The 25,587-nt window shown below is 61.4% G+C and carries 26 protein-coding genes; 18 read left to right on the top strand and 8 right to left on the bottom strand.

Going from position 1 to position 25,587, the window contains the following annotated elements; translation table 11 throughout:
• Window positions 1-11 precede the first annotated feature (11 nt).
• A complete protein-coding gene (locus tag EPZ47_RS20690; protein ID WP_135846499.1) occupies window positions 12-977 on the top strand; it encodes a type II secretion system F family protein in 966 nt (321 codons plus the stop codon).
• Window positions 978-1,603: 626 nt separating this feature from the next.
• Here the strand turns inward: EPZ47_RS20690 and EPZ47_RS20675 are convergent.
• The 5 genes from EPZ47_RS20675 to EPZ47_RS20655 all read right to left on the bottom strand — a co-directional run bounded on the left by EPZ47_RS20675 (window position 1,604) and on the right by EPZ47_RS20655 (window position 5,423).
• Window positions 1,604-1,873 (bottom strand): DUF3613 domain-containing protein, encoded by a 270-nt coding sequence (locus EPZ47_RS20675; protein WP_135846497.1) that lies wholly within the window; start codon window positions 1,871-1,873, stop codon window positions 1,604-1,606.
• A gap of 22 nt (window positions 1,874-1,895) precedes the next feature.
• Window positions 1,896-2,606, bottom strand: a complete 711-nt coding sequence (locus EPZ47_RS20670) for a tetratricopeptide repeat protein (RefSeq protein ID WP_135846496.1) — start codon at window positions 2,604-2,606, stop codon at window positions 1,896-1,898.
• A gap of 56 nt (window positions 2,607-2,662) precedes the next feature.
• Window positions 2,663-3,886, bottom strand: a complete 1,224-nt coding sequence (locus tag EPZ47_RS20665; RefSeq protein ID WP_135846495.1) for a type II and III secretion system protein family protein — start codon at window positions 3,884-3,886, stop codon at window positions 2,663-2,665.
• Window positions 3,887-4,298: 412 nt separating this feature from the next.
• The gene (locus tag EPZ47_RS20660; protein WP_135846494.1) at window positions 4,299-4,637 is read right to left on the bottom strand and encodes a hypothetical protein; all 339 of its coding nucleotides are present in this window, start codon (window positions 4,635-4,637) and stop codon (window positions 4,299-4,301) included.
• A 159-nt stretch (window positions 4,638-4,796) separates the two neighbouring features.
• Window positions 4,797-5,423 (bottom strand): alanyl-tRNA editing protein, encoded by a 627-nt coding sequence (locus tag EPZ47_RS20655; protein ID WP_135846493.1) that lies wholly within the window; start codon window positions 5,421-5,423, stop codon window positions 4,797-4,799.
• A 90-nt stretch (window positions 5,424-5,513) separates the two neighbouring features.
• Here EPZ47_RS20655 and EPZ47_RS20650 point away from each other — a divergent pair, with 90 nt between their 5' ends.
• The gene (locus tag EPZ47_RS20650; RefSeq protein WP_135846492.1) at window positions 5,514-6,512 is read left to right on the top strand and encodes a LysR family transcriptional regulator; all 999 of its coding nucleotides are present in this window, start codon (window positions 5,514-5,516) and stop codon (window positions 6,510-6,512) included.
• 185 nt (window positions 6,513-6,697) lie between these two features.
• Here EPZ47_RS20650 and EPZ47_RS20645 read toward each other — a convergent pair whose 3' ends face one another.
• Both EPZ47_RS20645 and EPZ47_RS20640 read right to left on the bottom strand, forming a co-directional pair.
• The gene (locus EPZ47_RS20645) at window positions 6,698-7,105 is read right to left on the bottom strand and encodes a PA2817 family protein (protein WP_003204309.1); all 408 of its coding nucleotides are present in this window, start codon (window positions 7,103-7,105) and stop codon (window positions 6,698-6,700) included.
• Window positions 7,106-7,179: 74 nt separating this feature from the next.
• Window positions 7,180-9,627, bottom strand: a complete 2,448-nt coding sequence (locus EPZ47_RS20640) for an acyl-CoA dehydrogenase (RefSeq protein ID WP_135846491.1) — start codon at window positions 9,625-9,627, stop codon at window positions 7,180-7,182.
• Window positions 9,628-10,003: 376 nt separating this feature from the next.
• On the opposite strand from EPZ47_RS20640, the gene EPZ47_RS20635 reads away from it, so the two are divergent.
• The 4 genes from EPZ47_RS20635 to EPZ47_RS20620 all read left to right on the top strand — a co-directional run bounded on the left by EPZ47_RS20635 (window position 10,004) and on the right by EPZ47_RS20620 (window position 13,173).
• Window positions 10,004-10,663 (top strand): transglutaminase-like domain-containing protein, encoded by a 660-nt coding sequence (locus tag EPZ47_RS20635; RefSeq protein WP_135846490.1) that lies wholly within the window; start codon window positions 10,004-10,006, stop codon window positions 10,661-10,663.
• Between the two features lie 44 nt (window positions 10,664-10,707).
• Entirely contained in the window at window positions 10,708-11,331 is a 624-nt protein-coding gene (locus EPZ47_RS20630; RefSeq protein WP_135846489.1) for a glutathione S-transferase family protein, read from the top strand.
• Between the two features lie 133 nt (window positions 11,332-11,464).
• Window positions 11,465-12,397 carry an ABC transporter ATP-binding protein gene (locus tag EPZ47_RS20625; RefSeq protein WP_135846488.1) on the top strand — a complete coding sequence of 311 codons (933 nt, stop codon included), beginning with the start codon at window positions 11,465-11,467 and terminating at the stop codon, window positions 12,395-12,397.
• Window positions 12,394-13,173, top strand: a complete 780-nt coding sequence (locus tag EPZ47_RS20620; RefSeq protein WP_135846487.1) for an ABC transporter permease — start codon at window positions 12,394-12,396, stop codon at window positions 13,171-13,173. Before EPZ47_RS20625 ends, EPZ47_RS20620 begins: the two co-directional genes overlap by 4 nt.
• 164 nt (window positions 13,174-13,337) lie before the next feature.
• Here EPZ47_RS20620 and EPZ47_RS20615 read toward each other — a convergent pair whose 3' ends face one another.
• On the bottom strand, window positions 13,338-13,853 hold the full coding sequence (locus tag EPZ47_RS20615; protein ID WP_135846486.1) for a DUF2062 domain-containing protein: 516 nt from the start codon (window positions 13,851-13,853) through the stop codon (window positions 13,338-13,340).
• Window positions 13,854-13,998: 145 nt separating this feature from the next.
• Between EPZ47_RS20615 and EPZ47_RS20610 the strand changes: the two genes are divergently transcribed.
• The 12 genes from EPZ47_RS20610 to EPZ47_RS20555 all read left to right on the top strand — a co-directional run bounded on the left by EPZ47_RS20610 (window position 13,999) and on the right by EPZ47_RS20555 (window position 25,472).
• On the top strand, window positions 13,999-16,245 hold the full coding sequence (locus tag EPZ47_RS20610) for a DNA internalization-related competence protein ComEC/Rec2 (protein WP_135846485.1): 2,247 nt from the start codon (window positions 13,999-14,001) through the stop codon (window positions 16,243-16,245).
• Between the two features lie 96 nt (window positions 16,246-16,341).
• Window positions 16,342-16,977, top strand: a complete 636-nt coding sequence (locus EPZ47_RS20605) for a MotA/TolQ/ExbB proton channel family protein (protein WP_178084272.1) — start codon at window positions 16,342-16,344, stop codon at window positions 16,975-16,977.
• The gene (locus EPZ47_RS20600; RefSeq protein WP_135846483.1) at window positions 16,974-17,402 is read left to right on the top strand and encodes an ExbD/TolR family protein; all 429 of its coding nucleotides are present in this window, start codon (window positions 16,974-16,976) and stop codon (window positions 17,400-17,402) included. The genes EPZ47_RS20605 and EPZ47_RS20600 overlap by 4 nt, the downstream gene beginning before the upstream one ends.
• Complete coding sequence (lpxK, locus tag EPZ47_RS20595) at window positions 17,402-18,412, top strand: tetraacyldisaccharide 4'-kinase (protein WP_135846482.1); 1,011 nt, start codon at window positions 17,402-17,404, stop codon at window positions 18,410-18,412. Before EPZ47_RS20600 ends, lpxK begins: the two co-directional genes overlap by 1 nt.
• 23 nt (window positions 18,413-18,435) lie before the next feature.
• A complete protein-coding gene (locus EPZ47_RS20590) occupies window positions 18,436-18,621 on the top strand; it encodes a Trm112 family protein (protein WP_003179363.1) in 186 nt (61 codons plus the stop codon).
• Window positions 18,618-19,382, top strand: coding sequence for a 3-deoxy-manno-octulosonate cytidylyltransferase (gene kdsB, locus EPZ47_RS20585; RefSeq protein ID WP_135846481.1), 765 nt, complete (start codon window positions 18,618-18,620; stop codon window positions 19,380-19,382). The genes EPZ47_RS20590 and kdsB overlap by 4 nt, the downstream gene beginning before the upstream one ends.
• Complete coding sequence (locus EPZ47_RS20580; RefSeq protein ID WP_135846480.1) at window positions 19,382-19,846, top strand: low molecular weight protein-tyrosine-phosphatase; 465 nt, start codon at window positions 19,382-19,384, stop codon at window positions 19,844-19,846. Before kdsB ends, EPZ47_RS20580 begins: the two co-directional genes overlap by 1 nt.
• A complete protein-coding gene (murB, locus tag EPZ47_RS20575) occupies window positions 19,843-20,862 on the top strand; it encodes a UDP-N-acetylmuramate dehydrogenase (RefSeq protein ID WP_135846479.1) in 1,020 nt (339 codons plus the stop codon). The genes EPZ47_RS20580 and murB overlap by 4 nt, the downstream gene beginning before the upstream one ends.
• Before the next feature lie 245 nt (window positions 20,863-21,107).
• Window positions 21,108-21,578: a (2Fe-2S)-binding protein gene (locus tag EPZ47_RS20570; RefSeq protein WP_135846478.1), complete on the top strand. Its 471-nt coding sequence runs from the start codon at window positions 21,108-21,110 to the stop codon at window positions 21,576-21,578.
• A complete protein-coding gene (locus tag EPZ47_RS20565; protein WP_135846477.1) occupies window positions 21,575-23,890 on the top strand; it encodes a xanthine dehydrogenase family protein molybdopterin-binding subunit in 2,316 nt (771 codons plus the stop codon). The genes EPZ47_RS20570 and EPZ47_RS20565 overlap by 4 nt, the downstream gene beginning before the upstream one ends.
• Window positions 23,890-24,861 carry an XdhC family protein gene (locus EPZ47_RS20560; protein ID WP_135846476.1) on the top strand — a complete coding sequence of 324 codons (972 nt, stop codon included), beginning with the start codon at window positions 23,890-23,892 and terminating at the stop codon, window positions 24,859-24,861. The genes EPZ47_RS20565 and EPZ47_RS20560 overlap by 1 nt, the downstream gene beginning before the upstream one ends.
• A gap of 20 nt (window positions 24,862-24,881) precedes the next feature.
• Window positions 24,882-25,472: a nucleotidyltransferase family protein gene (locus EPZ47_RS20555; RefSeq protein WP_135846475.1), complete on the top strand. Its 591-nt coding sequence runs from the start codon at window positions 24,882-24,884 to the stop codon at window positions 25,470-25,472.
• Window positions 25,473-25,587 lie beyond the last annotated feature (115 nt).

The following is a 25,587-nucleotide window of genomic DNA, read 5'->3' as shown; positions in this document are numbered from 1 at the left end:
AGGTATCAGTCATGGACTTTTTGCTCGGGTTGTTCAGTCGGTTTACCGGAAACGAGGAGGTGGCACGGCTGTTGTTCATCGCCGTGGTCGGTCTCAGTACGGTGCTGGCGGTGGTCGCCGTGCTTCTGCTGATGATGGGGTTGCAGGACCCGGTGCAGCGGCGCCTGGCGCTGATCAAACGGGGGTATTCAGGTAGCTCGGCAGGGCAGGAGGCGCCGGGGAACCTGCAACTTTTGCTGGAGCGGGTGGGCCAGCGCTTTGCCTCGAACGACCCGACCCGGATATCGGCTACCCAGACCCTGCTGACGCACGCCGGTTATCGTTCCGCTTCGGCGGTGCAGGTTTACTGGGCCGTGCGTCTGATACTGCCGCTGTCGCTGCTTGGCGTTGCGGTACTGTTGTTGCCGATGATCAAGGTGAACGCCGCCATCGTTCTGCTGGCGCTCACCTTGGTGGTCGGTATCGGATGGCTGTTGCCGGCGCTGTATGTCGGCAAGCGCAAACAGGCCCGACAAACCCGGCTGCGGGCGGCGTTTCCGGATGCCTTGGACTTGATGGTGGTGTGTGTCGAATCGGGCCTGGCCTTGCCCACGACGATTGAACGGGTGGCTGAGGAAATGTCGGTCAGCCAGGTGGAGTTGGCCGAGGAGTTGGCCCTGGTCAATGCACAGATTCGTGCGGGCATCACCAGTACCGAGGCGCTCAAGCAACTGGCCGTGCGCACTGGCCTGGAGGATATCCAGGGGCTGGTCAGCCTGTTGGCCCAGAGCATTCGCTTCGGCACCAGCGTGGCCGACACCCTGCGCATCTACGCCGACGAGTTTCGTGACCGGCGCACCCAGGCCGCCGAGGAAATGGGCGCGAAGATCGGCACCAAGCTGATCTTCCCGCTGATCTTCTGCCTGTGGCCGAGTTTCTTCCTGGTCGCCATCGGCCCTGCCATGATCGGCGTGTTCAGGGCCTTTGGGAATATGTAGAACACGTAGGCCCTAGTGTGGGAGCGAGCCTGCTCGCGATAGCGGTTTGACAGTCAATGAAGGTGTTGAATGTCAGTCCGTCATCGCGAGCAGGCTCGCTCCCACAGGTGATTTTGGGTGTTCATGAGTCTTGTGTTCACCACAGGCTTATTGTGGGAGCGGGCTTGCTCGCGAAGGCGGTGGGCCAGTTTGCATGGATGTTGGATGTGAGGGCCCTTTCGCGAGCAAGCCCGCTCCCACAGGTGATGTTGGGTGTTCATGAGTCTTGTGTTCACCACAGGCTTATTGTGGGAGCGGGCTTGCTCGCGAAGGCGGTGGGCCAGTTTGCATGGATGTTGGATGTGAGGGCCCCTTTCGCGAGCAAGCCCGCTCCCACAGGTGATGTTGGGTGTTCATGAGTCTGTGTTCACCGCAGGCCCATTGTGGGAGCGGGCTTGCTCGCGAAGGCAGTGGGTCAGTTTGCATGGATGTTGGATGTGAGGGCCCTTTCGCGAGCCCCCCACAGGTTTTCTCCTGTTATCACCCGACCGTACAAGCCAAAAGATCGCAACCTTCGACAACACCTACACCGGATCGAGTGCAGGTGTTGTCGAAGGTTGCGATCTTTTCGTTGTTCCTGCGGTGTTTCATTTGCTACTGGTGATGTCTCCCCCGGAGTCCTGGTCAAAGAATTCCGGGATCGGGTAGTTGAAGCTGTTGAGCCAGCGTTGCATGGCCAGTTCGCGTTCGGTGGCCGAGGCGGTTTGCAGATGGGTGGAGGCAACCACGCCGCGAATCTGCAGTTGCATCCAGCTCTCGGTGCCTTGTTGCGCCGCCGAAGAGGGGCCTGGCTCAATCGCCCAGGCGGTGGTAGACAGGCACGCCATGCACACGATCATCAGTTGTTTGGATTTCATCTCTTGGACTCCTCAGAACGCTCTACTTGACCGCACCGGATGAGGCGTCAACCACCTCGGTCAGGTGGTTCGCTTGTGACGTCACCGCGCCAGTGGCCGTGCCCCTGATTCTTTCCGCGCGGGCTTGCGCATCTGCCACTTGCTTGGGGCTCAGGTTGGCCATGTTTGCCAGTTCAGCCGCCTGTTTCCAGTTGTCCTGGTAAATCAGTAGCGTCACCATATTGAGCGCCGCCAGTGAGTCGGACTGTTTGAGCTCCATGGCGGTCATGAACTCGAAGCGTGCTTCAGGGATCCGCCGTTGGTTGAGGTAGACGACCCCCAGGTCATTGCGCATTCTTCCGTCGGTAGGGGTCATTCGCACCGCACGCTCCAGGTGTTGGGTGGCGGTCGCATGATCATTTTTGGCCGCCGCCAACTGGCCAAGGCCATGTTCGCCGTCTGCGGCCAGGCACGTCCCGAGCAGGCTCTTGTACAACGGCTCTGCCTCGTTGCGCCCCATCAGGCGCAGCACCCGGGCCTTGCGCAGGCGAACCTGGACCAAGTCTTCGGGCAAACCTTCGAGGTTAGCCAGGCTGGCGTACAACCGTCCATCATTGGCCATGTCATCGGCCAGGTTCAGCGCCAGTTCCTGATCGGATCCGGGCTTGGCGCAACTGGCCTGGCGGGAAGCCACACCATTGCTGGCGCAGCCGGTGAGCACTAACGCTGCTGCAATCGCGATCATTGCTTTCATTGAATGTCCCCTCGCATCAGGTTGAACACTTGGCTCCTTGCCCATCAAGCGCCGGCTCACTGGGAAAGCCCGCTGCGATTGTCGAACTCGCCGTGTTCGAGGAAGTACATGCGGTAGAAATTCGGGTCATAGTTGCGCAGCTGTTCGCCCGGCAACGTCGGCAGTTGTGCGTCGGCGGCCAAGGGTTGGACCAGGTGCGGCGTGACGATCATCAGCAGCTCCCGTTCTTCGCGGTTGATGGAGTTGTCACGAAAGAATGCGCCGAGAATCGGCACGTCACCCAGCCCCGGAAGCTTGTTCACCTGGGAGGCGTTACGGGTGCTGATCAGCCCGCTGATGACGAAGCTTTCGCCATCGGCCAGGGCAATACTGGTATCGGTACGGCGCACGGTAAGCGCTGGAACCAGCGTGCCGGCGATGTTCACCGCATTGGTGAAATCCAGCTCACTGACTTCCGGTGCCACCTTCAGCATGATGCGGTTTTTGCCTACGACAGTCGGTGTCAGGGTCAGGCGGATACCGAATTCCTTGTACTCGATGGACACGTTATCGCTGCCGGCACTGGGCACTGGAATAGGCACCTCGCCGCCGGCCAGGAAACTCGCGCTCTGCCCGCTGAGGGCCACCAGGCTGGGACGCGCCAGGGTATAGGCAAAACCGCTGCCTTCCAGCGCATTGATCATCAGCAGCGTCTGGCCGGTGGCGAAGGACAGGTTGAACATGTCGTTATTGACCGGCAATGAAGGCCGAACCACGCCACCGATGGTGGGCAGGGTTCTCGGTGCGCCGAACAGAAAGTTGCCGCGACTGCCGAAGATCGAGGTCGAGGCCTCCTTGAGTTTGGTCCGGCTGACCTCGACAAAACGGATGTCGGTCTGTACTTGGGCCAGCAGCATCGGGTCTTCGGAAGGCACGCTCGCGGCGCTGGTCAGCGCCGCAGTGGCCCGGCCTTTGACGAAGATCATGCTCTGGCGGGGCGTTTTCGAACACGCCGTCCAAACCATCAGGCTGGTGGCGCCGGGCATCAGGCCCGTGAGAATGAAGGCGTCGCTGCCACTGGGCTGCACATCGGCAATTTTCGGGTCGCCCACCGCCAACTTCGTCACAGGGGCGAGGATGCGCAGTTCGTTCTGAAGCCCTTGGCCGACCTCGAAGGTTGCCGGCAAACTGTCCAGTTGTGAACAATTTGCCGCTGCGGCCTGCGCCGCATCCAGGCCAAGGCCCATCCAGAACAGGCCATGAATGAATTTTTTTAAAACAGGCACGGTACGATGGGTCATGAAGTGATCCTCGATAGAGAGGCCGTCCTTAGGCTTACAGATGCCTCGGATCACTTAAGGGGCCCGGGCTGCCCCTTCATATCTCACCCAACCCTCCAGTGGTTCCGGCGACAGACCTCGTCTGAGCAAGCAAACGGGCGCATTACACCGGCCTGACTGAATGGCAGGCAGCTTACATATAACCTTTCTTGGCCCCGGAATATCCGGGATGTCGAGCAGGTGACCGGCATCGATCAGGTTGTTTGAGGAGCGGTTTGACTGGCCCCCTGTTCGCTTCTTTTTGACGGTAGTTCAAGCATGGCAAAGCGCCACGCCTCGATCAAAAAAAACGACTAAAAAGTGACGGAAGGAAAGTTGGAGCTTGCATGGCCGTCAATAAACTGTCTTTTGATGCTTTTTTTGCTGACGGATTTCAGGCCTGGTAATGCGGGTGATCTCCTGCAAGCGCTATCAGCAGAGCATCAGGCTGGTCCGGCTCGTGGAACAGACTGAGGCTCAGTTGCAGCAACGTATCAGGCTGTGGACCAGCCGCTGAGGCGACTTGGATGAACTCGAATACCACATAAGATTCGTGTGGATAGGCCTGGCGAGTCTCAAAGACCGCGCGCAATACGTTGCTCAGTCGATCGAGCAGCAGGTTTTCAGGGTGATCTGAGTGCTCAAGCATGACTGCGCGTTGCCACGCGCCGGGAGTGAACACAATGGGCAACTCAAGAGGGGACAGTGCTTGCGGTGTAAGGGCGTCTGGCATGGCGTGCCTCTTTTGAAAGCGCGAAGAAACGTCCCCGGGGAAAACTTCCCGCGGTGGGTGGAGATAAAAGCAAGAAGGTTCACCTGGCGAGTAGGAGAGTTGCAGGCGTTGCTCAGCGGATAAACGCTCACCGTGAGCCGTGTTCCTGGCCGCGGAGTGTCAGTCCACGTGGTAGTGAACCGACAACGTTCCTTTTTTCTGTGAAAGCGCGGCGACAGTGACCGTGCCCAGTTCCTGCAGGCACCGCACGTGAGTGCCGCCGCAGCCATAGGGGGCCAGCTCGCCAAAACCGACTTCTCGCGAACCTTCGCGCAATGCGACCAGGCGCGGCAGGTCGGCGGCGATCCACTCATTGATGCCTTGCTGGATGATTGATGCGTCCAGCTCCTGAGGATCCTCCCCAGGTTTGAACTGCACACGGCTTTCGCCGGGCCAGTGATGAGCCTTGATGGGTGTCCAGCCACGGGTTTCGGCGAAATGGCCGATCAGATGCCCGGCCGAATGCAGGCGCGAATTCAGCTGTCGGCGCTGTTCATCCACGCGAATTGAGATCATGCCCGAGGCCACTGCGCGGTCGACATAGTGAATGATCTGTTGCCCGTCCTGGACGACACGCAGCACCTGGCTCTCACCGATCCACCCGGTGTCGAAAGGCTGGCCGCCGCCCTGAGGGTGGAACAGTGTGGCGCGCAGTACCACGGCAAATTCATTTTCCCAGGGGCTGCAATCCAGGACTTCCACGTTGGCCTTGAGGTCATCGCTATGGAAAAAGAGGCGAAGTGTCATTCCATATCCGTATTAGAAATTTTGTTTCGGGATTATAAGTCGTGTGGAAATTGTTGATAATCCGTTCAAATTTCAAAGGACTGTTGCGTCATGAGCACAAATCTACCGCTTCCACTGCTCGTCGAAATGGCCATGTTCGTCAAGGTCGTGGAGACCGGTAGCTTCTCCGAAGCGGCCCGCCAGTCCGGTTCATCGCCATCGGCTGTCAGTCGCAGCATCTCCCGCCTTGAAAAGGCCCTGGCGACTCGCTTGTTGCAACGCACCACGCGCAAGTTGCGCTTGAGCGATGGCGGGGAGGAAGTGTTCAAGCGTTGCCAGGAAATGGTCGCGTCTGCCCGCTCTGTGATGGAAATCAGCGGCCAATTCACCCAGCAAGCCGAGGGACGGATTCGGGTCAGCGTGCCCAAGGCGGTGGGGCGCTTTGTGATTCATCCCCACATACCCGAGTTCCTGCGTCGTTATCCCCAGATCGATGTGGAACTGCTTCTGGAAGATCGGCAAGTCGATCTGATTGATGATCACGTCGACCTGGCCATTCGGATCACCGATCAACCTCCCGCCGGGCTGGTGGGCCGTCAGTTGTTGAGCATCGATCATTTGCTCTGCGCCACCCCGCAATACCTGGCCGAGCATGGCGTCCCCGAACATCCCCAGGACTTGCTGGAGCACAGCTGCATTTATCTGGGGGAAACCCCGAGTGACGCTCGCTGGAAATTCAAGAAAGGCACCAAGTCGGTCACCGTAGGCGTGCGCGGCCGCTATGCGGCCAATCACACGGGCGTGCGACTGGAGGCGGTTTTGCAACACATCGGGATTGGCAGTTTGCCGTACTTCACGGCTCGGTATGCCCTGGAGCAGGGGGCGGTCGTGCCAGTGCTGGCAGACTGGACGTTCCTGGCTTCCTACCACGGTGGCTTGTGGTTACTGCATTCGCCGACCCGTTACCTGCCGCCGAAATTGCGGGTGTTCATTGATTATCTGGTGGAGTGCCTGGCAAAGGAGCCGACCTTGCACACGGTGGGTGGGGGGAGTGGTTCCAGCAAAGAGGCGGCGCACTATGAGCTGCCAGAGAGTGATGGGTTGTCTTAACGGGCCTCATCGCGAGCAAGCTCGCTCCAACAGGGGAACTGCTGTAAATGCAGAATGTGTGCTCGCCATCGACCTAGTGTGGGAGCGAGCTTGCTCGCGATGAGGCCGGTCCATGCAACACCCTTTGGCAAAGCAAAAAAAGCCCGCAGGTTAACCGTGCGGGCCTTTTGCATGAACGATCGCAATCAGTGTTTGCTGTCCTGGTCCGACATTGCCAGCAATTGCTTTTCCTGGTTCCAGTCGAAGGGTTCGTCGTTTTGTTCGGCTTCGAAGCGACGTTCTTCCAAGGCCTGGTACAGCGCGATTTCTTCGTCGGGCATGTAGTGCAGGCAGTCACCGGCGAAGTACCAGAGCAAGTCGCGAGGCACCAGGTGGGCGATCTGTGGGTAACGGACGATCACCTGGCACAGCAGGTCCTGGCCCAGGTATTGGCTTTCGATCGGGTCAACGGGCAACTGCGCGCGCAACTCGTCGAAGCGTTCCAGAAACAGGGCATGGCTTTCTTCGGGAACCTGTTCGGCCTCACCCACGGCGACCAGGATGCTGCGCAAGTGGTCAAGCAAGACAAGGTGATCGGCAACGACATTGGACACGAGATAAGTCCTCAAGAGCAAAACGGGCGCAGGAGTATAAAGCTCTTGCGCCCGCTTTTACATGGTAGGGAGGATCAACGGACTTTTGTCTCGGCCAGCGTCAGTTCCTCCTTATCGAAATCATCCACATCGATGACCTTGCGTCGCGCTGCTTCGGCCGTGCGCAACGTCTGGGCTTCGTCCACCTGCAGCACACCGGCTTCCAGGGCTGCGTCAATAAGGTGTTCACCGGGGGCCGGGTTGAGCTGGCCCTGCTTGACGGCGACGTGCAGTTTTTTATGCAGCGGCTGGGCGGCGGCAAGCAGGTCGGCGGCGTGTTGCAGGGCACCCACCGGATCGTCGGTCGATTGCGGTCGATAGCAGCCTTGCAGCAACTCTTCGAGGGTGGGATCGCCCTTGGCCCGGCCGATCACGGCGGCCACTTCGGCGTCCAGCCTGTCGCTCGGGCCTTTGTGGCGGCGGCCGAAAGGGAACACCACCAGGCGCAACAGGCAACCCAGCACCCGGTTCGGGAAGTTGCTCAGCAGTTCGTCCAGCGCACGCTCCGACTGGCCCAGGCTTTCTTCCATGGCCCAGGTAAACAACGGTGCCATGTGGTCGGGCGAGTCCAGGTCGTGGTAACGCTTGAGCGCGGCGGAGGCCAAATAGAGGTTGCTCAGTACATCCCCCAGGCGTGCCGACAAGCGTTCGCGGCGTTTGAGCTCACCGCCCAGCAGCATCATGCTCAGGTCCGCCAGCAGGGCGAACGCCGCCGCTTGCCGGTTGAGGTCGCGGAAATAACCCTGGCTCAAGGCATTGCCGGGGGCCCTTTCGAAATGCCCCAGGCCCAGGTTCAGCACCAGGGTGCTGGCGGCGTTGCTGACCGCGAAGCCAATGTGCTTGAGCAACAAACCGTCGAACTCGATCAGTGCCTGGTCCTTGTCTTCACGGGTGGCCAGGGCCATTTCCTTGAGCACGAACGGATGGCAGCGGATCGCCCCCTGGCCAAAGATCATCAGGTTGCGCGACAGGATGTTCGCGCCTTCAACCGTGATGAAGATCGGTGCACCTTGCCAACTGCGCCCCAGGTAATTGTTCGGGCCCATGATAATGCCCTTGCCGCCATGTACGTCCATGGCGTGGCTGATGCACTCGCGGCCGCGTTCGGTCAGGTGGTATTTGAGGATCGCCGACAGCACCGAGGGTTTTTCCCCCAGGTCCACCGCATTGGCGGTCAGCATGCGTGCAGCGTCCATCATCCAGGCGTTGCCGCCGATGCGCGCCATGGCTTCCTGGATGCCTTCGAATGCCGATAACGGCACGTTGAACTGCTCGCGCACCTGGGCGTACTGGCCGGTCACCAGGCTGGTGAACTTCGCCGCACCGGTGCCCACCGCCGGCAGGGAAATCGAGCGTCCGACCGACAGGCAATTCATCAGCATCATCCAGCCCTTGCCGAGCATTGCCTGGCCGCCGATGAGGAAGTCCAACGGGATGAACACGTCCTTGCCCCAGTTCGGTCCGTTCATGAACGCGGCGCCGAGGGGCAGGTGACGGCGGCCGATATTGACGCCTGGAGTATCGGTGGGAATCAGGGCGAGGCTGATACCCAGGTCTTCTTCGTCACCCAGCAGGTGGTCAGGATCATAAGCCTTGAAGGCCAGGCCGAGGAGGGTGGCCACCGGTCCAAGGGTGATGTAGCGCTTTTCCCAGTTCAGGCGCAGGCCGAGGGTTTCCTGGCCTTGCCATTGCCCCTTGCAGATGATGCCGGTGTCGGGCATCGCTCCGGCGTCGGAGCCGGCCAATGGCCCTGTCAGGGCGAAGCAGGGAATATCGTCGCCACGGGCCAGGCGTGGCAGGTAATGGTCGCGTTGTTCGTCGGTGCCGTAGTGCAGCAGCAGCTCCGCTGGGCCGAGGGAGTTGGGGACCATCACGGTGGACGCCAGGTCGCCGCTACGGGTCGCCAGTTTCATGGCCACTTGGGAGTGGGCGTAGGCGGAAAAGCCTTTGCCGCCGTATTCCTTGGGAATGATCAGCGCGAAGAAACCGTGTTCCTTGATGTGGGTCCAGGCCTCAGGCGGCAGGTCCATGGCCTGGCCGATCTGCCAGTCGCTGACCATGGCGCAGAGATCTTCGGTGGGACCGTCGAGGAATGCCTGCTCCTCTTCGCTCAGTTGCACCTTGGGGTAGGCCAGCAGCGTGTCCCAGTCCGGCCGGCCGCTGAACAGTTCACCGTCCCACCACACCGTGCCGGCGTCGATGGCGTCACGCTCGGTCTGGGACATGGGCGGAAGGGTTTTCTGGAACCAGTCGAACATCGGCGCGCTGAAATACTTGCGGCGCAGGTCTGGCAACAGCAGCGGAGCCGCGACGGCGGCGAGTACCACCCAGAGGACCAGCATCAGCCAACCGGGCGCGTGGCTCAAAATGCCCATGGCCAACAGGTAGACCGCGACGATCCCCAGCGCCGGCAGCGGGGCGGTGCGCCGATGCGCCAGCCAGGCTATCCCGACGACCAGAACCAGTATCCACAACAACAGCATAGGTAATCCTCCGTGAACCAGGGCAAACCGACCCTCAGAGCTTAGACGGCATCTGCAAAACCGGTGGTCAGCGCAATGTGATTGATTTCGTGGGAAACCCTGGATGCATTGCGCCAGTCTGGTTGGCAACAACCGTGGGAATTCGTTCGCTCATAAAGTGAGAAAACGCCATTGTTTGGCTGAAATGCCGTTATTGCTGCGAAGGGGCTGTGGATAAACTCGAGGCAAGCCCTCCTGTAGGAGCTGCCGAAGGCTGCGATCTTTTGATCTTGATCTGTCGGTCTTCGCTCAGCGTTCAATTGTCTGGGGAAAGATCGCAGCCTCGTTGCACTCGGCAGCTCCTACGGGTGGTGATGTTTCTCGAGAGGTCTTCCCCATGCAGCAATACCTGAACCCCGGCCCGTTCATCGACAGCGATCACCCGGCAGTCATCGAGTTTACCGAAGGCCATCGCGGCACAGGCCGTGATCCCCTCGATCAAGCCATCAACCTTTATTACGCTGTGCGCGAGGCGGTGCGCTACAACCCTTACACCTTCAGCCGCGATCCGGCGACCCTGCGTGGCAGTTATGCATTGGCTGCGGGCGAAAGCTATTGCGTGCCCAAGGCCACCTTGCTGGCCGGTTGTGCCCGACATTGCGGTATCCCGGCGCGCATCGGCCTGGCGGATGTACGCAATCACCTGTCCACGCCGCGCCTGCTGGAATTGCTCAAGAGTGATGTGTTCGCCATGCACGGTTATACCGAGCTGTACCTGAACGAGCGCTGGGTCAAAGCCACGCCGGCGTTCAACCAGGGCTTGTGTGAGTTGTTCGATGTGGCACCGCTGGCGTTCGACGGTCGCCATGACAGCGTTTTCCACCCGTTCAACCGTCAAGGCGCCAAGCTGATGGAGTACGTCACCGACCACGGCCAGTTCGCCGATGTGCCCGAAGCGTTCTTTTTCGAACACTTGGAAAAATGTTATCCACACCTGTTTGGCGATCGAGTGCCCCTCCTGCTCGGTGACATGCAGGGTGATTTGAGTCGCAACTGATCCGGCGTATGCTGCTGCGGCATTTATCCATCGAGGAAGCCGTGATGCTGAAGATCTGGGGCCGGAAAAACTCATCGAATGTGCGCAAGGCATTGTGGTGCGCCGAAGAACTGGGGCTGGCCTATGAGGCCATCGACGCTGGCGGTGCATTTGGAGTGGTCGACACGCCCGAGTATCGCGCGAAGAACCCCAACGGTCGCGTGCCGATGATCGAAGACGACGGCTTCGTGCTCTGGGAATCCAACACCATCGTGCGCTACCTGATGGCTCGCCATGCAGCGGGATCGGCGTGGTATCCGACCGATCTCCAGGCGCGGGCCACGGCGGAAAAATGGATGGACTGGACCACATCGTCCTTTGCCGGACCGTTTCGCACGGTGTTCTGGGGCGTCTTGCGCACCCCGGCCGAGCAGCAGGATTGGCCGGCCATCAAGGCGGCGATCAAGGAGTGTGAAGATTTGCTGGCGATGGTCGAGCAGGCCTTGAGTGAACAGCCTTACCTCTCGGGTGATGAAATCGGCATGGGCGATATCCCCCTCGGCAGTTTCATTTATGCCTGGTTCGAGATGCCCATCGAACGGGCTGCGAGGCCGCATCTACAGGCCTGGTACGCGCGGCTGCAAGCGCGTGCGGCTTACCGCAAGGCTGTCATGACCGCGTTGACTTAATACTTACTATCGACACACGTGACTGTACTTGTGCGGCGACGCCACGCACCATTGCCTTCGTGCGCCGTGGTTGTATTGCTCGCCGCGCGCCCTTATCTCATTCTTTCCTCCCTTCTTGGTGCATAAATCCGATATGAGTTCCGCTCTGTCCATCCGGCAGCTAACCAAAACCTACGGCAACGGTTTCCAGGCCTTGAGTGGTATCGATCTGGACGTCGCCGAAGGTGACTTTTTCGCCCTGCTCGGCCCCAACGGCGCCGGCAAATCCACCACCATCGGCATTCTTTCCACCCTGGTGAACAAAACCAGCGGCACGGTGAATATCTTCGGCCATGACCTGGACCGCGAGCCCGCCGCCCTCAAGCGCTGCATCGGCGTGGTGCCCCAGGAGTTCAATTTCAACCAGTTCGAAAAGACCTTCGACATCGTCGTGACCCAGGCGGGCTACTACGGCATCCCGCCAAAGATCGCCAACGAGCGCGCCGAGCAGTACCTGACCCAATTGGGCCTGTGGGACAAGCGTGACGTGCCGTCCCGCTCATTGTCCGGCGGCATGAAGCGCCGACTGATGATTGCCCGTGCGCTGGTGCACGAGCCGCGCCTGCTGATTCTCGACGAACCGACCGCGGGTGTGGACATCGAGCTGCGTCGTTCGATGTGGACCTTCCTCACCGAGTTGAACCAGAAAGGCATTACCATCATCCTCACCACGCACTACCTGGAAGAGGCCGAGCAGCTGTGCCGCAACATCGGCATCATCGACCACGGCACCATCGTCGAGAACACCAGCATGCGGCAGTTGCTCAGCCAACTGCATGTGGAAACCTTCCTGCTGGACCTGAAAAATGATCTGCAGGTCGCGCCGCAGCTCATTGGTTATCCGGCCCGGCTGGTGGACAACCGCACCCTGGAAGTCCAGGTGGATAAAGCCGTCGGCATTACCGGGCTGTTCACCCAGCTGGCGTTGCAGCACATTGAAGTGCAGAGCCTGCGCAACAAGACCAATCGCCTCGAGGAGTTGTTCGTGTCTCTGGTGGAGAAAAATCTGGCGAAGGTGGCGGTATGAATTCCGAACTGCGCCCCAACCTCATCGCCCTCAATACCATCGTTTATCGCGAAGTCCGGCGCTTCATGCGGATCTGGCCGCAGACCCTGCTGCCGCCCGCCATCACCATGGTTTTGTACTTCGTGATCTTTGGCAACCTGATCGGCCGCCAGATCGGTGACATGGGCGGCTTCACGTACATGGACTACATCGTGCCGGGGTTGATCATGATGTCGGTGATCACCAACTCCTACGGCAACGTGGTGTCGAGTTTCTTCGGCAGCAAGTTCCAGCGTTCGATCGAAGAGTTGATGGTCTCGCCGGTTTCACCCCATACGATCCTCATCGGCTATACCCTGGGCGGCGTGTTGCGCGGCCTGGCAGTGGGCTTGATCGTGACCCTGCTGTCGCTGTTCTTCACCGACCTGCAGGTGCACCATCTGGGGGTGACGATATTGGTGGTGGTGCTCACGGCGACGATCTTTTCGTTGCTGGGGTTCATCAATGCCGTGTTTGCGCGCAACTTCGATGACATCTCCATCATCCCGACGTTCGTGCTCACGCCGCTGACCTACCTGGGCGGGGTGTTCTACTCGATCTCCCTGCTGCCACCGTTCTGGCAGACCGTGTCCCTGGCCAACCCGGTGCTGCATATGGTCAATGCCTTCCGCTACGGCATCCTCGGGGTTTCGGACATCAAGATCAGTGTCGCGATTACCTTCATGCTGGTGGCGACCGTGGTGCTCTATGTCGGGTGCGCGCGGTTGTTGGTCAGTGGGCGGGGGATGCGTACCTAGTAAGATCGCGACGCCTTCTTCGCGAGTCCGCTCCCACACTGTTCCGGGATGGCCGCAAAACGCCTGTTCACCACAATCTCCCTGTCGGAGCGGGCTTGCTCGCGAAGAGGCCAGTAAAAACACCACAAAAAAGGCCTCCCTGCTCGGGAGGCCTTTTTCGCATCTTACATCCGGCTTTTCTTGCGCCGTTTCCACTGCCGGGTCACCCACCAGCGCCAGTAGCTCATGGTGACGAAGTAGGCCAGGGCGCCGAGCACCAGGCCGGTCACCACCGATCCCAGCAGAAATGGTTGCCACAACGTGGACAGCTGGTCGCTGATCCATTCCCAGGTCAGTTCTTCCGGCAACGTCCGGGCAGGCACATCCATCAGCCAGGCGCCGGTCTGGTAGGTGCAAAAAAACACCGCCGGCATGGTGATCGGATTGGTCAGCCAGACCAGGCTCACGGCAATCGGTATATTGCCGCGCACCGTGATGGCCAGTGCGGCGGCCAGCAACATCTGCAAGGGGATCGGCAGGAACGCGGCAAACAGACCAACGGCCATCGCCCTGGCCACTGAATGGCGATTGAGGTGCCAAAGGTTGGGATCGTGCAGCAGGGTGCCGAGAAAACGTAAGGATTTGTGTTCCCGAATGCTCTCTGGGTCTGGCATGTAGCGTTTGAAAAGGCGCCGGGGCATAAGGCTTCTCGGTCGGTTCAAAGCAATAAAGCCGCAAGTATGTCCGGATTCTACGGCGGGTAGATTCAGACTTTGTGACAATTGATAACGCCGAGGGTGCCCCTGACCGGCTATGCCTGACGAAAGGGCTCTCAAGGATGGGGTTATGCGCACAGGGTTGGTCGCGTTTGCACTGGGGCTGTTGGCCCCGGTTTTTTTACCGGCATTGCCGCCGTTTTGGCTGATTGCAACCATGCCGGTGCTGGGGTTGATGGTGTTGCCGTTTCGCACCTACCCGCTGGGTTTTTTTCTGTTCGGGTTGGCCTGGGCCTGCCTGTCGGCGCAGTTGGCATTGGCCGACCGGTTGCCTGCCGTGCTGGATGGCGAAACCCGCTGGGTCGAAGGGCGTGTCGTCGGCTTGCCGCAGCACAGCGAGGACGTGGTGCGTTTCGAACTGGCCGATGCCCGTTCGCGTCGCACCCGGCTACCGGCGTCGATGCGTCTGGCCTGGTTCGGTGGTCCGCCCGTCAGCAGCGGCGAGCGATGGCGATTGGCTGTGAAGCTCAAACGGCCGGCCGGATTACTGAACCCACACGGTTTCGACTATGAAGCCTGGCTGTTGAGCCGAGGCATCGGGGCGACCGGCACGGTGAAGGATGGCCTTCGTCTGCAAGCGGCCCAAGGTGCGTGGCGCGACGGCGTGCGACAGGCTCTGGCCCAAGTGGATGCCCACGGGCGCTCCGGTGCGCTGGCGGCCTTGGTGCTTGGCGACGGCAGCGGGCTGAGCCGCGAAGATTGGCAGGTACTGCAAGACACTGGCACCGTCCATTTACTGGTGATTTCCGGGCAGCACATCGGTCTGCTCGCCGGTCTGGTGTACCTGCTGGTGGCCGGTGCGGCGCGTTATGGGCTGTGGCCGGTGGGTCTGCCGTGGTTGCCTTGGGCTTGTGCGCTGGCCTTCGCCGCAGCCCTGGGCTACGGCTTGCTCGCTGGGTTCGAGGTGCCGGTGCGGCGGGCTTGCGCGATGATCGGCCTGGTGCTCCTCTGGCGCTTGCGCTTCAAACACCCGGACCCCTGGTGGGCATGGCTGCTGGCCTTTGTCGGGGTGCTGGTGTTCGATCCGCTGGCCAGCCTGCGGCCGGGGTTCTGGCTGTCGTTTGCGGCGGTGGCGATATTGATGTTCACCTTTGGCGCTCGCCTGGGGCCCTGGCGCTGGTGGCAAACCTGGACCCGTGCCCAATGGCTGGTTGCGCTCGGCCTGTGTCCGTTACTGGTGATATTGGGCTTGCCGGTCAGCCTCAGCGGGCCGCTGGTAAATCTGCTGGCGGTGCCCTGGATCAGCCTGTTGGTGTTGCCGCCGGCGTTGCTCGGCACGGCGTTGTTGCCGGTGCCGTTGCTCGGTGAAGGGCTGCTGTGGATAGCCGGTGGCTTGCTCGATTGGCTGTTCAAGGGGCTGGCGCTGGTTGCCGGGCGGATGCCGGCATGGGTTCCTGTTTCGATTCCGCTCTGGGCCTGGTGTATTGCCGCCCTCGGGGCTTTTTTGCTGCTGCTGCCCAAGGGGGTGCCGCTGCGGGTGCTGGGGTGGCCAATGCTGCTGCTGATGGTTTTTCCACCGCGAGAAAGCGTGCCGCAAGGCCATGCCGAAATCTGGCACCTGGACGTCGGCCAAGGGCTTGCGGTGCTCGTGCGCACCCGTCGCCATAGCCTGCTTTACGATGCCGGGCCGCGCTTCGGCGAGGCCGACGCGGGCGAGCGCGTCGTGCTGCCGACTTTGCGCAAACTGGGGGTACAGGCGTTGGATCTGATGCTGCTCAGCCATGCCGACGCCGATCACGCCGGCGGCGCTCGCGCGGTGCGCAGCGGGCTGCCAACGAGGCGGGTGATCAGCGGCGATCCTGCCGCGCTGCCTGATGAGCTGCAAGCCGGAGCATGCGACAGCGGCGAAGGTTGGGAGTGGGACGGGGTCAGGTTCCAATTGTGGCAATGGTCCGCTGCCCGTGAAAGCAACCAGAAGTCCTGCGTCTTGCTGGTCGAGGCCGGCGGCGAGCGCTTGCTGCTGACTGGCGACATCGATAGTCATGCTGAACAGGCCTTGCTCGACGGGCCCCTGGCGGCCCCGAGCCAGTGGCTGGCCGCCCCGCATCATGGCAGTCGCAGCTCATCGTCAATGGCGCTGCTGGCGCGTCTGAATCCTCATTCGGTGCTGATCTCCCGGGGGCAAGGCAACGCGTTCGGTCATCCGCATCCCCGGGTGATCGCTCGTTACCGTCGGTTGGGCCTGGCGATCTACGACAGTGCCGAACAGGGCGCCATTCGTCTGCAACTGGGGGCCTTTGAACCCCCCTTCACCCAGGCCAGGCAGCGGCGGTATTGGCGTGATCCGCCGCCTGTCGGGCCGCAGGCCAAACATTGACTCGGGTCAGCTCGCGCGACGGACTTATCGGCAGGTCGAGCCTCCAAGGCGAGTCTGTATGATAAAGTGGCGCACTTTTTCGAGGGGGCTGTCACTGTGTGGGAATTGGTCAAATCCGGCGGCTGGATGATGTTGCCGATCATTCTGAGTTCCATCGCGGCACTGGGTATCGTTGCCGAACGCCTGTGGACCCTGCGGGCCAGCCGCGTGACTCCGGAGCATCTGCTCGGGCAGGTCTGGGTCTGGATCAAGGACAAGCAACTGAACAAGGACAAGCTCAAGGAGCTGCGGGCCAGTTCGCCCCTGGGGGAAATCCTCGCCGCGGGCCTGGCGAACTCCAAGCATGGTCGCGAGATCATGAAAGAGTGCATCGAGGAAGCCGCCGCCCGGGTCATCCATGAACTGGAGCGCTATATCAACGCCCTGGGCACCATCGCTGCCATGTCCCCCCTGTTGGGCCTTCTGGGTACGGTGCTGGGCATGATCGACATTTTCAGCGCGTTCACCGGCTCCGGCATGACCACTAACGCTGCGGTGCTGGCGGGCGGTATTTCCAAGGCCTTGATCACCACCGCCGCGGGCCTGATGGTGGGTATCCCTGCGGTGTTCTTCCATCGGTTCCTGCAACGACGCGTGGACGAACTGGTGGTGGGCATGGAACAGGAAGCCATCAAGCTGGTCGAGGTGGTGCAGGGCGATCGTGACGTGGACCTGGCCGGGGGCAAGAAGTGAAATTCCGCCGCAAACCACGGGAAAACATCGAGATCAACCTTGCGTCGCTGATCGATGTGGTGTTCATCCTGTTGCTGTTTTTCGTCGTGACCACCACCTTCACCCGGGAAACCCAGCTCAAGGTTGAATTGCCGCAAGCCGTCAGTGGCTCGCCGGCCGAAGACCAGCAGCTCAAGAACCTGGAAATTACCATCAGCGCCGAAGGGGCGTTCTCGGTGAACAACCAGTTGCTGCCCAAGAGTGACCTGGCGAGCCTGATCGACGCCCTGCAGAAGGAGTCCGGTGGCGACACTAAGCTGCCGCTGTCGATCAGCGCCGATGGCAAGACGCCTCATCAATCGGTCATCACCGCCATGGACGCGGCCGGCAAGCTCGGCTTCAGCCATCTGCGCATGACCACCGTCGAGGCGGCGCCTGCACCCTGATGGCCATGTCCGATCGCTTGCTTGCCGCGTGGTATGACGGTCATCCGGCCCTGGTATTGCTGCGGCCGCTGGAGTGGTTGTACCGGCGAGTGGTGGTGGGTAAGCGCGAGCGCTTCCTGGCGGGGGAGGGCGAGATCTACCAGCCGCCCGTGCCGCTGATCGTGGTCGGCAACATCACGGTAGGCGGCACCGGCAAGACGCCGCTGATCCTGTGGATGATCCAGCACTGCCAGCGCAGTGGCCTGCGGGTCGGGGTGGTCAGCCGGGGTTATGGTGCCAAGCCGCCGCAACTGCCTTGGCGGGTCGAGGCCGGGCAGGGCGCCGATGTCGCGGGTGACGAGCCGCTGTTGATCGTCCAACGCACCGGCGTGCCGCTGATGATCGATCCCGATCGCAGCCGCGCGGTCCGGGCACTGCTGGAAGCCGAACCGCTGGACCTGATCCTGTCCGATGATGGCATGCAGCATTATCGGCTGGCTCGCGACCTTGAGCTGGTACTGATCGATGATGCCCGTGGCCTGGGTAATAGACGTTGCCTGCCCGCCGGTCCGTTGCGCGAGCCGGTTGAGCGCCTGCGCTCGGTTGACGCTGTGCTGTACAACGGCGCCAGTGCTGATCACGAAGACGGCTTTGCCTTCCAATTGCGCCCCACCGCGCTGGTGAACCTGGCCAGTGGCGAACGACGGCCCCTCGATCATTTCCCACCCGGCCAGGCCTTGCACGCCGTGGCCGGCATCGGCAATCCCCAGCGTTTCTTCAAGACCCTCGAAACGCTACACTGGCGGCCAATACCGCACGGGTTTGCCGACCACGCCGAATACAGTGCCCAGGCGCTGAATTTCACGCCTTCGTTGCCAGTGGTCATGACGGAAAAGGACGCGGTCAAATGCCGTGCCTTCGCCGCGCCCCACTGGTGGTACCTGGTGGTAGACGCAGCACCGTCGCCGGCCTTCGCGGACTGGTTCGATACGCAGTTGATGCGCCTGTTGCCAGATCGGCTTTTGCCTTAAAACCTTTTATCCAGGGGAATTTCATGGACACCAAATTGCTCGATATTCTGGCTTGCCCGGTCTGTAAAGGCCCGCTCAAGCTCAGTGCCGACAAGACCGAACTGATCAGCAAGGGCGCCGGCCTGGCCTACCCGATTCGTGATGGCATCCCGGTGATGCTCGAAAGCGAAGCCCGTACCCTGACCACCGATGAGCGTTTGGACAAATGACCGCAGCCTTCACCGTTGTCATTCCGTCGCGCTTCGCCTCGACGCGCCTGCCAGGCAAGCCGTTGCTGTTGATCGCTGGCAAACCGATGATCCAGCACGTCTGGGAACAGGCCTGCAAAAGCAGCGCCCAACGCGTGGTAGTGGCGACGGACGATGCGCGCATCGTGGCGGCCTGCAAGGGCTTTGGCGCCGAGGTGGTCCTGACCCGCGAAGATCACAATTCCGGCACGGATCGCTTGGCGGAGGTCGCCGAGCAACTGGGCTTGGAACCCGACGCCATCGTCGTCAATGTGCAGGGCGATGAGCCGTTGATCCCGCCCAGCGTGATTGATCAGGTCGCCGCGAACCTGGCGGCCCATCCCGAAGCGCGCATGGCCACCCTGGCCGAGCCGATCGAAGATCTGCAAACCCTGTTCAACCCCAGTGTGGTCAAGGTCGTCAGCGACCTCAACGGCCTGGCGCTGACCTTCAGCCGGGCGATATTGCCCTGGGCCCGGGATGCGTTCGCGCAAAGCCGCGACGTCATGCCAGAAGGCGTGCCTTACCGCCGCCACATTGGTATCTATGCCTACCGCGCCGGTTTCCTCCAGGACTTCGTTGCCTGGGGCCCATGCTGGCTGGAAAACACTGAATCCCTGGAACAACTGCGTGCCCTGTGGCATGGCGTGCGGATCCATGTCGCCGATGCACTGATCGCCCCGCCAACCGGCGTCGACACGATTGAAGACCTCGAGCGCGTTCGTCGCCTGCTGGAGGCCTGATGCGGGTTCTGTTCGTCTGCCTCGGCAACATCTGCCGTTCGCCCACCGCCGAGGGCATCCTGCGGCACAAGCTGCGCGAGGCCGGGTTGGCCGGGCAGGTGGAAGTGGCTTCCGCCGGCACCGGTGACTGGCACGTGGGCAAGGCTCCGGACAAGCGCAGCCAGGCTGCAGCCCTGCGCCGCGGCTACGACCTGTCGGCCCAGCGCGCGCAGCAGGTGACCCGTGCCGACTTCGCCGCCTACGACCTGATCCTGGCGATGGACAGCAGCAATTTGCGCAACCTCAAGGCCCTGCAACCGGCCAATGGCCGGGCCGAGCTGGATCTGTTCCTGCGTCGCTACGAAGCTGAACTCGATGATGTGCCGGACCCGTACTACGACGGCGAGCAGGGTTTCGAGCAGGTGTTGGACCTGATCGAGCGCGCCACGGATCGCCTGGTGATCGAATTGAAGGGGCGGTTATGAGCTTGCAGGTAAAGGCTGGCGTCAGCCTCAAGCCCTTCAACAGCTTCGGCGTGGACGTCACTGCGCGGTTGTTCGCCGAAGCCTACAGCGATGACGATGTTCGCCAGGCGTTGGCCTATGCCAGCGAGCATGAGGTGCCGTTGCTGGTGATCGGGGGCGGTAGCAATCTGTTGCTGACCGGCGACATCGATGCGCTGGTGCTGCGCATGGCCAGCTACGGGATTCGCCTGCTCAGCGATGACGGCGAACGCGTAGTGGTCGAAGCCGAGGCGGGGGAGCCGTGGCACCCTTTCGTCCAGTACACACTGGCGCAAGGTTGGGCGGGATTGGAAAACCTCAGCCTGATTCCCGGTACGGTAGGGGCAGCGCCGATGCAAAACATCGGCGCCTACGGTGTGGAGATCAAGGACGTCTTCGCCGGCCTCACCGCCCTGGATCGCCAGACCGGTGAGTTGCGCGACTTCAACCTCGAAGAGTGCTGTTTCAGCTACCGCGACAGCCTGTTCAAACAGCAGGCGGGCCGCTGGTTGATTCTGCGGGTGCGCTTTGCTCTCAGTCGCGCCGCGCACCTGCATCTGGAATACGGCCCGGTTCGTCAACGGTTGACCGAGCAGGGCGTCGACCAGGCCACGCCCACCGATGTCAGTCGGGCCATTTGCAGCATTCGCAGTGAAAAACTTCCGGATCCGGCCGTGCTGGGCAACGCTGGCAGTTTCTTCAAGAATCCGCTGGTGCCGGCCACCCACGTGGCGCAACTCAAAGTGCGATACCCGGACCTGGTGGCTTATCCACAGCCTGAAGGGCAGATGAAAATCGCCGCCGGCTGGCTGATCGAACGGGCCGGCTGGAAGGGTTTTCGTGAAGGTGACGCCGGGGTGCATAAGTTGCAGGCGCTGGTGCTGGTCAACTACGGCAATGCCACTGGCCCGCAACTGTTGAACCTGGCCCTGCGTATCCAGAAAGACATTGCTGAGCGCTTCCAGGTCGATCTGGAAATGGAGCCCAATCGGTACTGAAACTGGTTTTTGCCGTCGGCCAAAAACGCCCTGCACAACCTCGCACACGAAGCATTTGTGCAGGATTGTGCAGGGCGTTTTGCTTGATCCTGGGTTAATTTAGTCAGCATTGAAGGCCCGGTGCAGACGCCTTGCGTGTGTGCACAAGAGAGCCCGATCAGCCTGAGCCAGTCTGCGACAACCAAACCGTTACCCAAGCGGCAGATTGCTCGACCCCATAACTCGAACACTATGCGGGCGTGCCCATGATTACCCTGAAACTCAATGGAAAAGACCATCAACTGGATGTGACCGAGGACATGCCACTGCTGTGGGCCATTCGGGACGTGGCCGGTTACAACGGCACCAAATTCGGCTGCGGCATGGGCCTGTGCGGTGCGTGCACCATCCACATCGACGGCGCCCCGGCGCGCAGTTGCATCACGCCGATTGGTTCGGTGAAAGGGCAGGACATCAGCACCATTGACGCGCTTCACGCTGATCCGGTTGGACAAATCGTCCAGAAGGCCTGGCTTGATACCGCCGTGGCCCAGTGCGGCTTTTGCCAGGGCGGGCAGATCATGTCCGCCACCGCCTTGCTCAAGACCAACCCCAACCCGAGCGATGAGCAGATCGAAGAAGCCATGGTTGGCAACATTTGCCGTTGTGGCACTTACAACCGGATCAAGACCGCGATCCGCCAGGCCTCCACTCACTTGAAGGAGGTCAAGGCATGAGCCGTTTGCCCAATGATTTTGTGCTGAGCAACCTCAGCCGTCGTGGCTTCCTCAAAGGCGCGAGCGCCACCGGTGTGCTGGTGCTGGCCGCCAGTTGGGGGCTGCCGGATGCCTTTGCCGAAGAAAAGAAATTCGGCGCCGAGGGCATGCCCCATGGCGCGGTCGACGACCCGAAGGTGTACGTGAGCATCGCCGCTGATGGCCGCGTGACGGTGATCTGCAACCGTTCGGAAATGGGCCAGGGCGTACGCACCAGTCTGAGCATGGTGGTGGCCGATGAACTGGACGCCGATTGGGCGCTAGTCAAGGTGCAGCAGGCACCAGCTGATGAGGCGCGTTTCGGCAACCAGGACACTGATGGTTCGCGCAGCATGCGTCACTGGTACGAGCCGATGCGCCGTTGCGGCGCCGCCGCGCGAACCATGCTGGAGCAGGCCGCCGCCGCGCAGTGGAATGTCCCGGTGGGTGAATGTCGTGCCCAGTTGCACAAGGTCGTGCACCAGCCATCCGGTCGCGAACTGGGCTATGGCGCGTTGGCCGCCGCCGCCAGTGCCTTGTCGGTGCCTGCCGGTGACAGTTTGCGCCTCAAGCAGCCTTCGCAGTTTCGCTACATCGGCAAGGAAGCGACCCGGGCCATCGATGGCGAAGACATCGTCAACGGCCGCGCCGTGTTCGGTGCCGATGTGCATTTCGACGGCATGCTCTACGCCGTCGTGGCCCGTCCGCCGGTCTATGGCGGCAAGGTCAAGACCGTGGACAGCAGCGCTGCGCTGAAAGTACCGGGCGTGGTCAAAGTGCTGCAGATCGAAGGGCGCCCTTTGCCTTCGGAGTTCCAGCCCCTGGGCGGCGTGGCGGTGGTGGCGAAAAATACCTGGGCGGCGATCAAGGGCCGCGAGGCGCTGAAGATCGAATGGGACGACGGGCCGAATGCCGGTTATGACTCCATCGCCTATCGCAAGGAACTGGAAGCGGCTGCCCTTACTCCCGGCAAAGTCGTACGCAGCACCGGTGACCTTGACGACGCATTGGCCAAGGCCGATTCAACCCTGGAAGCGGCCTATTACCTGCCGCACCTGTCTCAGTCGCCGATGGAGCCGATGGTCGCCGTCGCCCGTTTCAAGGACGGCCAATGCGAAGCCTGGGCACCGAGCCAGGCGCCGCAGGTTACCCGCGAGCGCCTCGCCGAACGATTGGGCATCCCGTTCGACAAGGTCACGGTGAACATCACCTTGCTCGGCGGCGGTTTCGGGCGCAAGTCAAAGCCCGATTTCGTCCTCGAAGCGGCGGTGCTCGCCAAGGAGTTTGCGGGTCAGGCGGTACGGGTGCAATGGACCCGCGAGGATGACATTCATCACTCGTATTTCCACACCGTTTCGGCCGAATACCTGAAGGCCGGCCTGAATCAGGACGGCATGCCGTCCGGCTGGCTGCACCGTACCGTAGCCCCCAGCATCACTGCGTTGTTTGCGCCGGGCATGACCCACGAAGCACCGTTCGAAGTAGGCATGGGCGTGACCAATATGGCCTACGCGATCCCTAACATGCGCATGGAAAACCCCGCCGCCACCGCTCATACCCGGGTCGGCTGGTACCGCTCGGTGTCGAACATTCCTCACGGTTTTGCGATTCAGAGCTTCATCGACGAATTGGCCCACAAGGCCGGTCAGGATCCGCTGAAGTATCAGGTCAAATTGCTTGGCCCGGATCGCAAGATCGATCCGCGCACCTTGAGCGAAGAGTGGAACTACGGCGAGTCCCCTGAGCGTTATCCCATCGATACGGGGCGGATCCGCACCGTGCTGGAAACCGCGGCAAAGGCCGCCGGTTGGGGCCGCAAACTGCCCAAGGGCCGTGGTCTTGGACTGGCGGTGCATTACAGCTTCGTCACCTACGTGGCAGCGGTGATCGAGGTAGAGGTCAAGGATGATGGCACGGTGATCGTGCACAAGGCCGACATCGCCGTGGATTGCGGGCCGCAGATCAACCCCGAGCGCATCCGCTCACAGTTCGAAGGCGCATGCGTCATGGGCTTGGGCAATGCCATGGTGGGGGAGATCAGCTTCAAGGACGGCAAGGTCCAGCAAGACAACTTCCACATGTACGAAGTCGCGCACATGTCCCTCGCGCCCAAGGAGGTGGCTGTGCATCTGGTCACGCCACCGGGTGAGGTGCCGTTGGGCGGCGTCGGCGAACCCGGCGTGCCGCCGATTGCGCCGGCGCTGTGCAACGCGATTTTTGCCGCCACCGGCCAGCGCATCCGCAACCTGCCCGTGCGCTATCAGCTGCAAGGCTGGCAACAGGCCAAAGCCTGATGGATAGCGTTGATCTGAACGTCCTGCGCAGCGTGCTTGAGTGGCGCCGCGCCGGGCAGCGGGTGGTGTTGTTCACCGTGGTCCAGACCTGGGGCACTGCGCCGAGGCCGCCGGGGGCGATGCTGGCCCTGCGCGAAGACGGCGTGGTGATTGGTTCGGTGTCGGGCGGTTGTGTCGAGGATGACTTGATCGCGCGACTGCACGACGGTCGCATTCCGGCAGACGGTCCGCCAGTGCAGCTCATCACCTATGGCGTCACCCGCGAGGAAGCGGCGCGCTTCGGTCTGCCATGTGGCGGTACCTTGCGCCTGACCGAAGAGCGGGTGGGGGATCCGCAATGGGTGGCCGAACTGTTGGAGCGTTGCGAAGCCCATGAAATTGTCGCCCGTGAACTGACGCTGGACAGCGGCAGCGTGGCGCTGACACCGGCCAGCAAAACCGACGCCTTGGTGTTCGATGGCCAAGTCCTGCGGGCTATCTATGGTCCACGTTGGCGGCTTTTACTGATCGGTGCCGGGCAACTGTCGCGTTACGTGGCGGAAATGGCCAGGCTGTTGGACTTTGAAGTGCTGATCTGCGATCCGCGCAAGGAGTTTGTCTATGGTTGGGAAGAGCAGCATGGTCGCTTTGTCTCGGGGATGCCCGACGAGGCGGTGTTGAGCATCCAGACCGACGAGCGCACGGCCATTGTGGCCTTGACCCATGATCCTCGCTTGGACGACATGGCGCTGCTCACGGCCCTGGATTCCAAGGCGTTTTATGTCGGCGCCCTGGGCTCGCGGGTCAACAGCCGGAAGCGCCGGGATAACCTGGCTCAGCTAGGCTTGTCTGCAGAGGCCATCGAGCGGTTGCATGGCCCGATCGGCCTGCACATTGGCAGCCACACCCCGGCGGAAATCGCCTTGTCGCTGCTGGCCGAAATCGTGGCGATCAAGAATGGCGTGGAGCTGCGGCAGAAAAAGCCGCTGTAGGCCGCCGATGAGGAGGGAATATGTCCCAGTCGATTGGCGTGATCATTCTCGCCGCCGGAACGGGCAGCCGTTTCCGTCAGGTTGCGGGCCCGGACAAGGATAAATTGTTGGCCGATTGCACGGGGCGTGACGGCGCTGTCCGGTCAGTGATCGAGCAGGTGCTGGTGAATTTGCCCGCCGCCCTGGAAAAACGCGTGCTGGTGACGAGCAAGGATCGCCCACAGGCTATTCGCATGGCCCAGGCCTACGGTTGCGACTTCGTGGAACTGGACTCGCCCGGTTTGGGGGACAGCATTGCCGCCGGCGTCCAGGCTTGTCCGGACCTTGATGGCTGGCTGATTGTGCTGGGTGACATGCCGTTCATCCTGCCGTCGAGCATTGAGCGGGTGACGGCGGGAATCCGCGAGAATGGCATCAGTGTGCCGGTCCTTGCCGGTGAATACGGACATCCGGTGGGGTTTGGTCGTGGGTTTGGGCCGAAATTGATGGCATTGACCGGCGATCGTGGCGCCAAGGTGTTGTTTGCTGGTGCGAGAGTGGTCGAGGTGGCGCTGGATGATCCTGGCGTTGTTTGGGATGTCGATGTGCCTGAAGCTCTGAATTTCAAATAACAGCCGCTGCAAAATCCCCCTGTGGCGGACATTCATTGTATGAGCGCTGCCAATCCCCTGTGGGAGCGAGCTTGCTCGCGAAAGCGGTCCGGCATTCAGCATTGATGCAAGCTGA

It is taken from the genome of Pseudomonas viciae, assembly GCF_004786035.1.
Lineage (GTDB): Bacteria > Pseudomonadota > Gammaproteobacteria > Pseudomonadales > Pseudomonadaceae > Aquipseudomonas > Aquipseudomonas viciae.
Note: the sequence above shows the minus strand (reverse complement) of the source record. Positions and strands in the feature narration are given on the sequence as shown.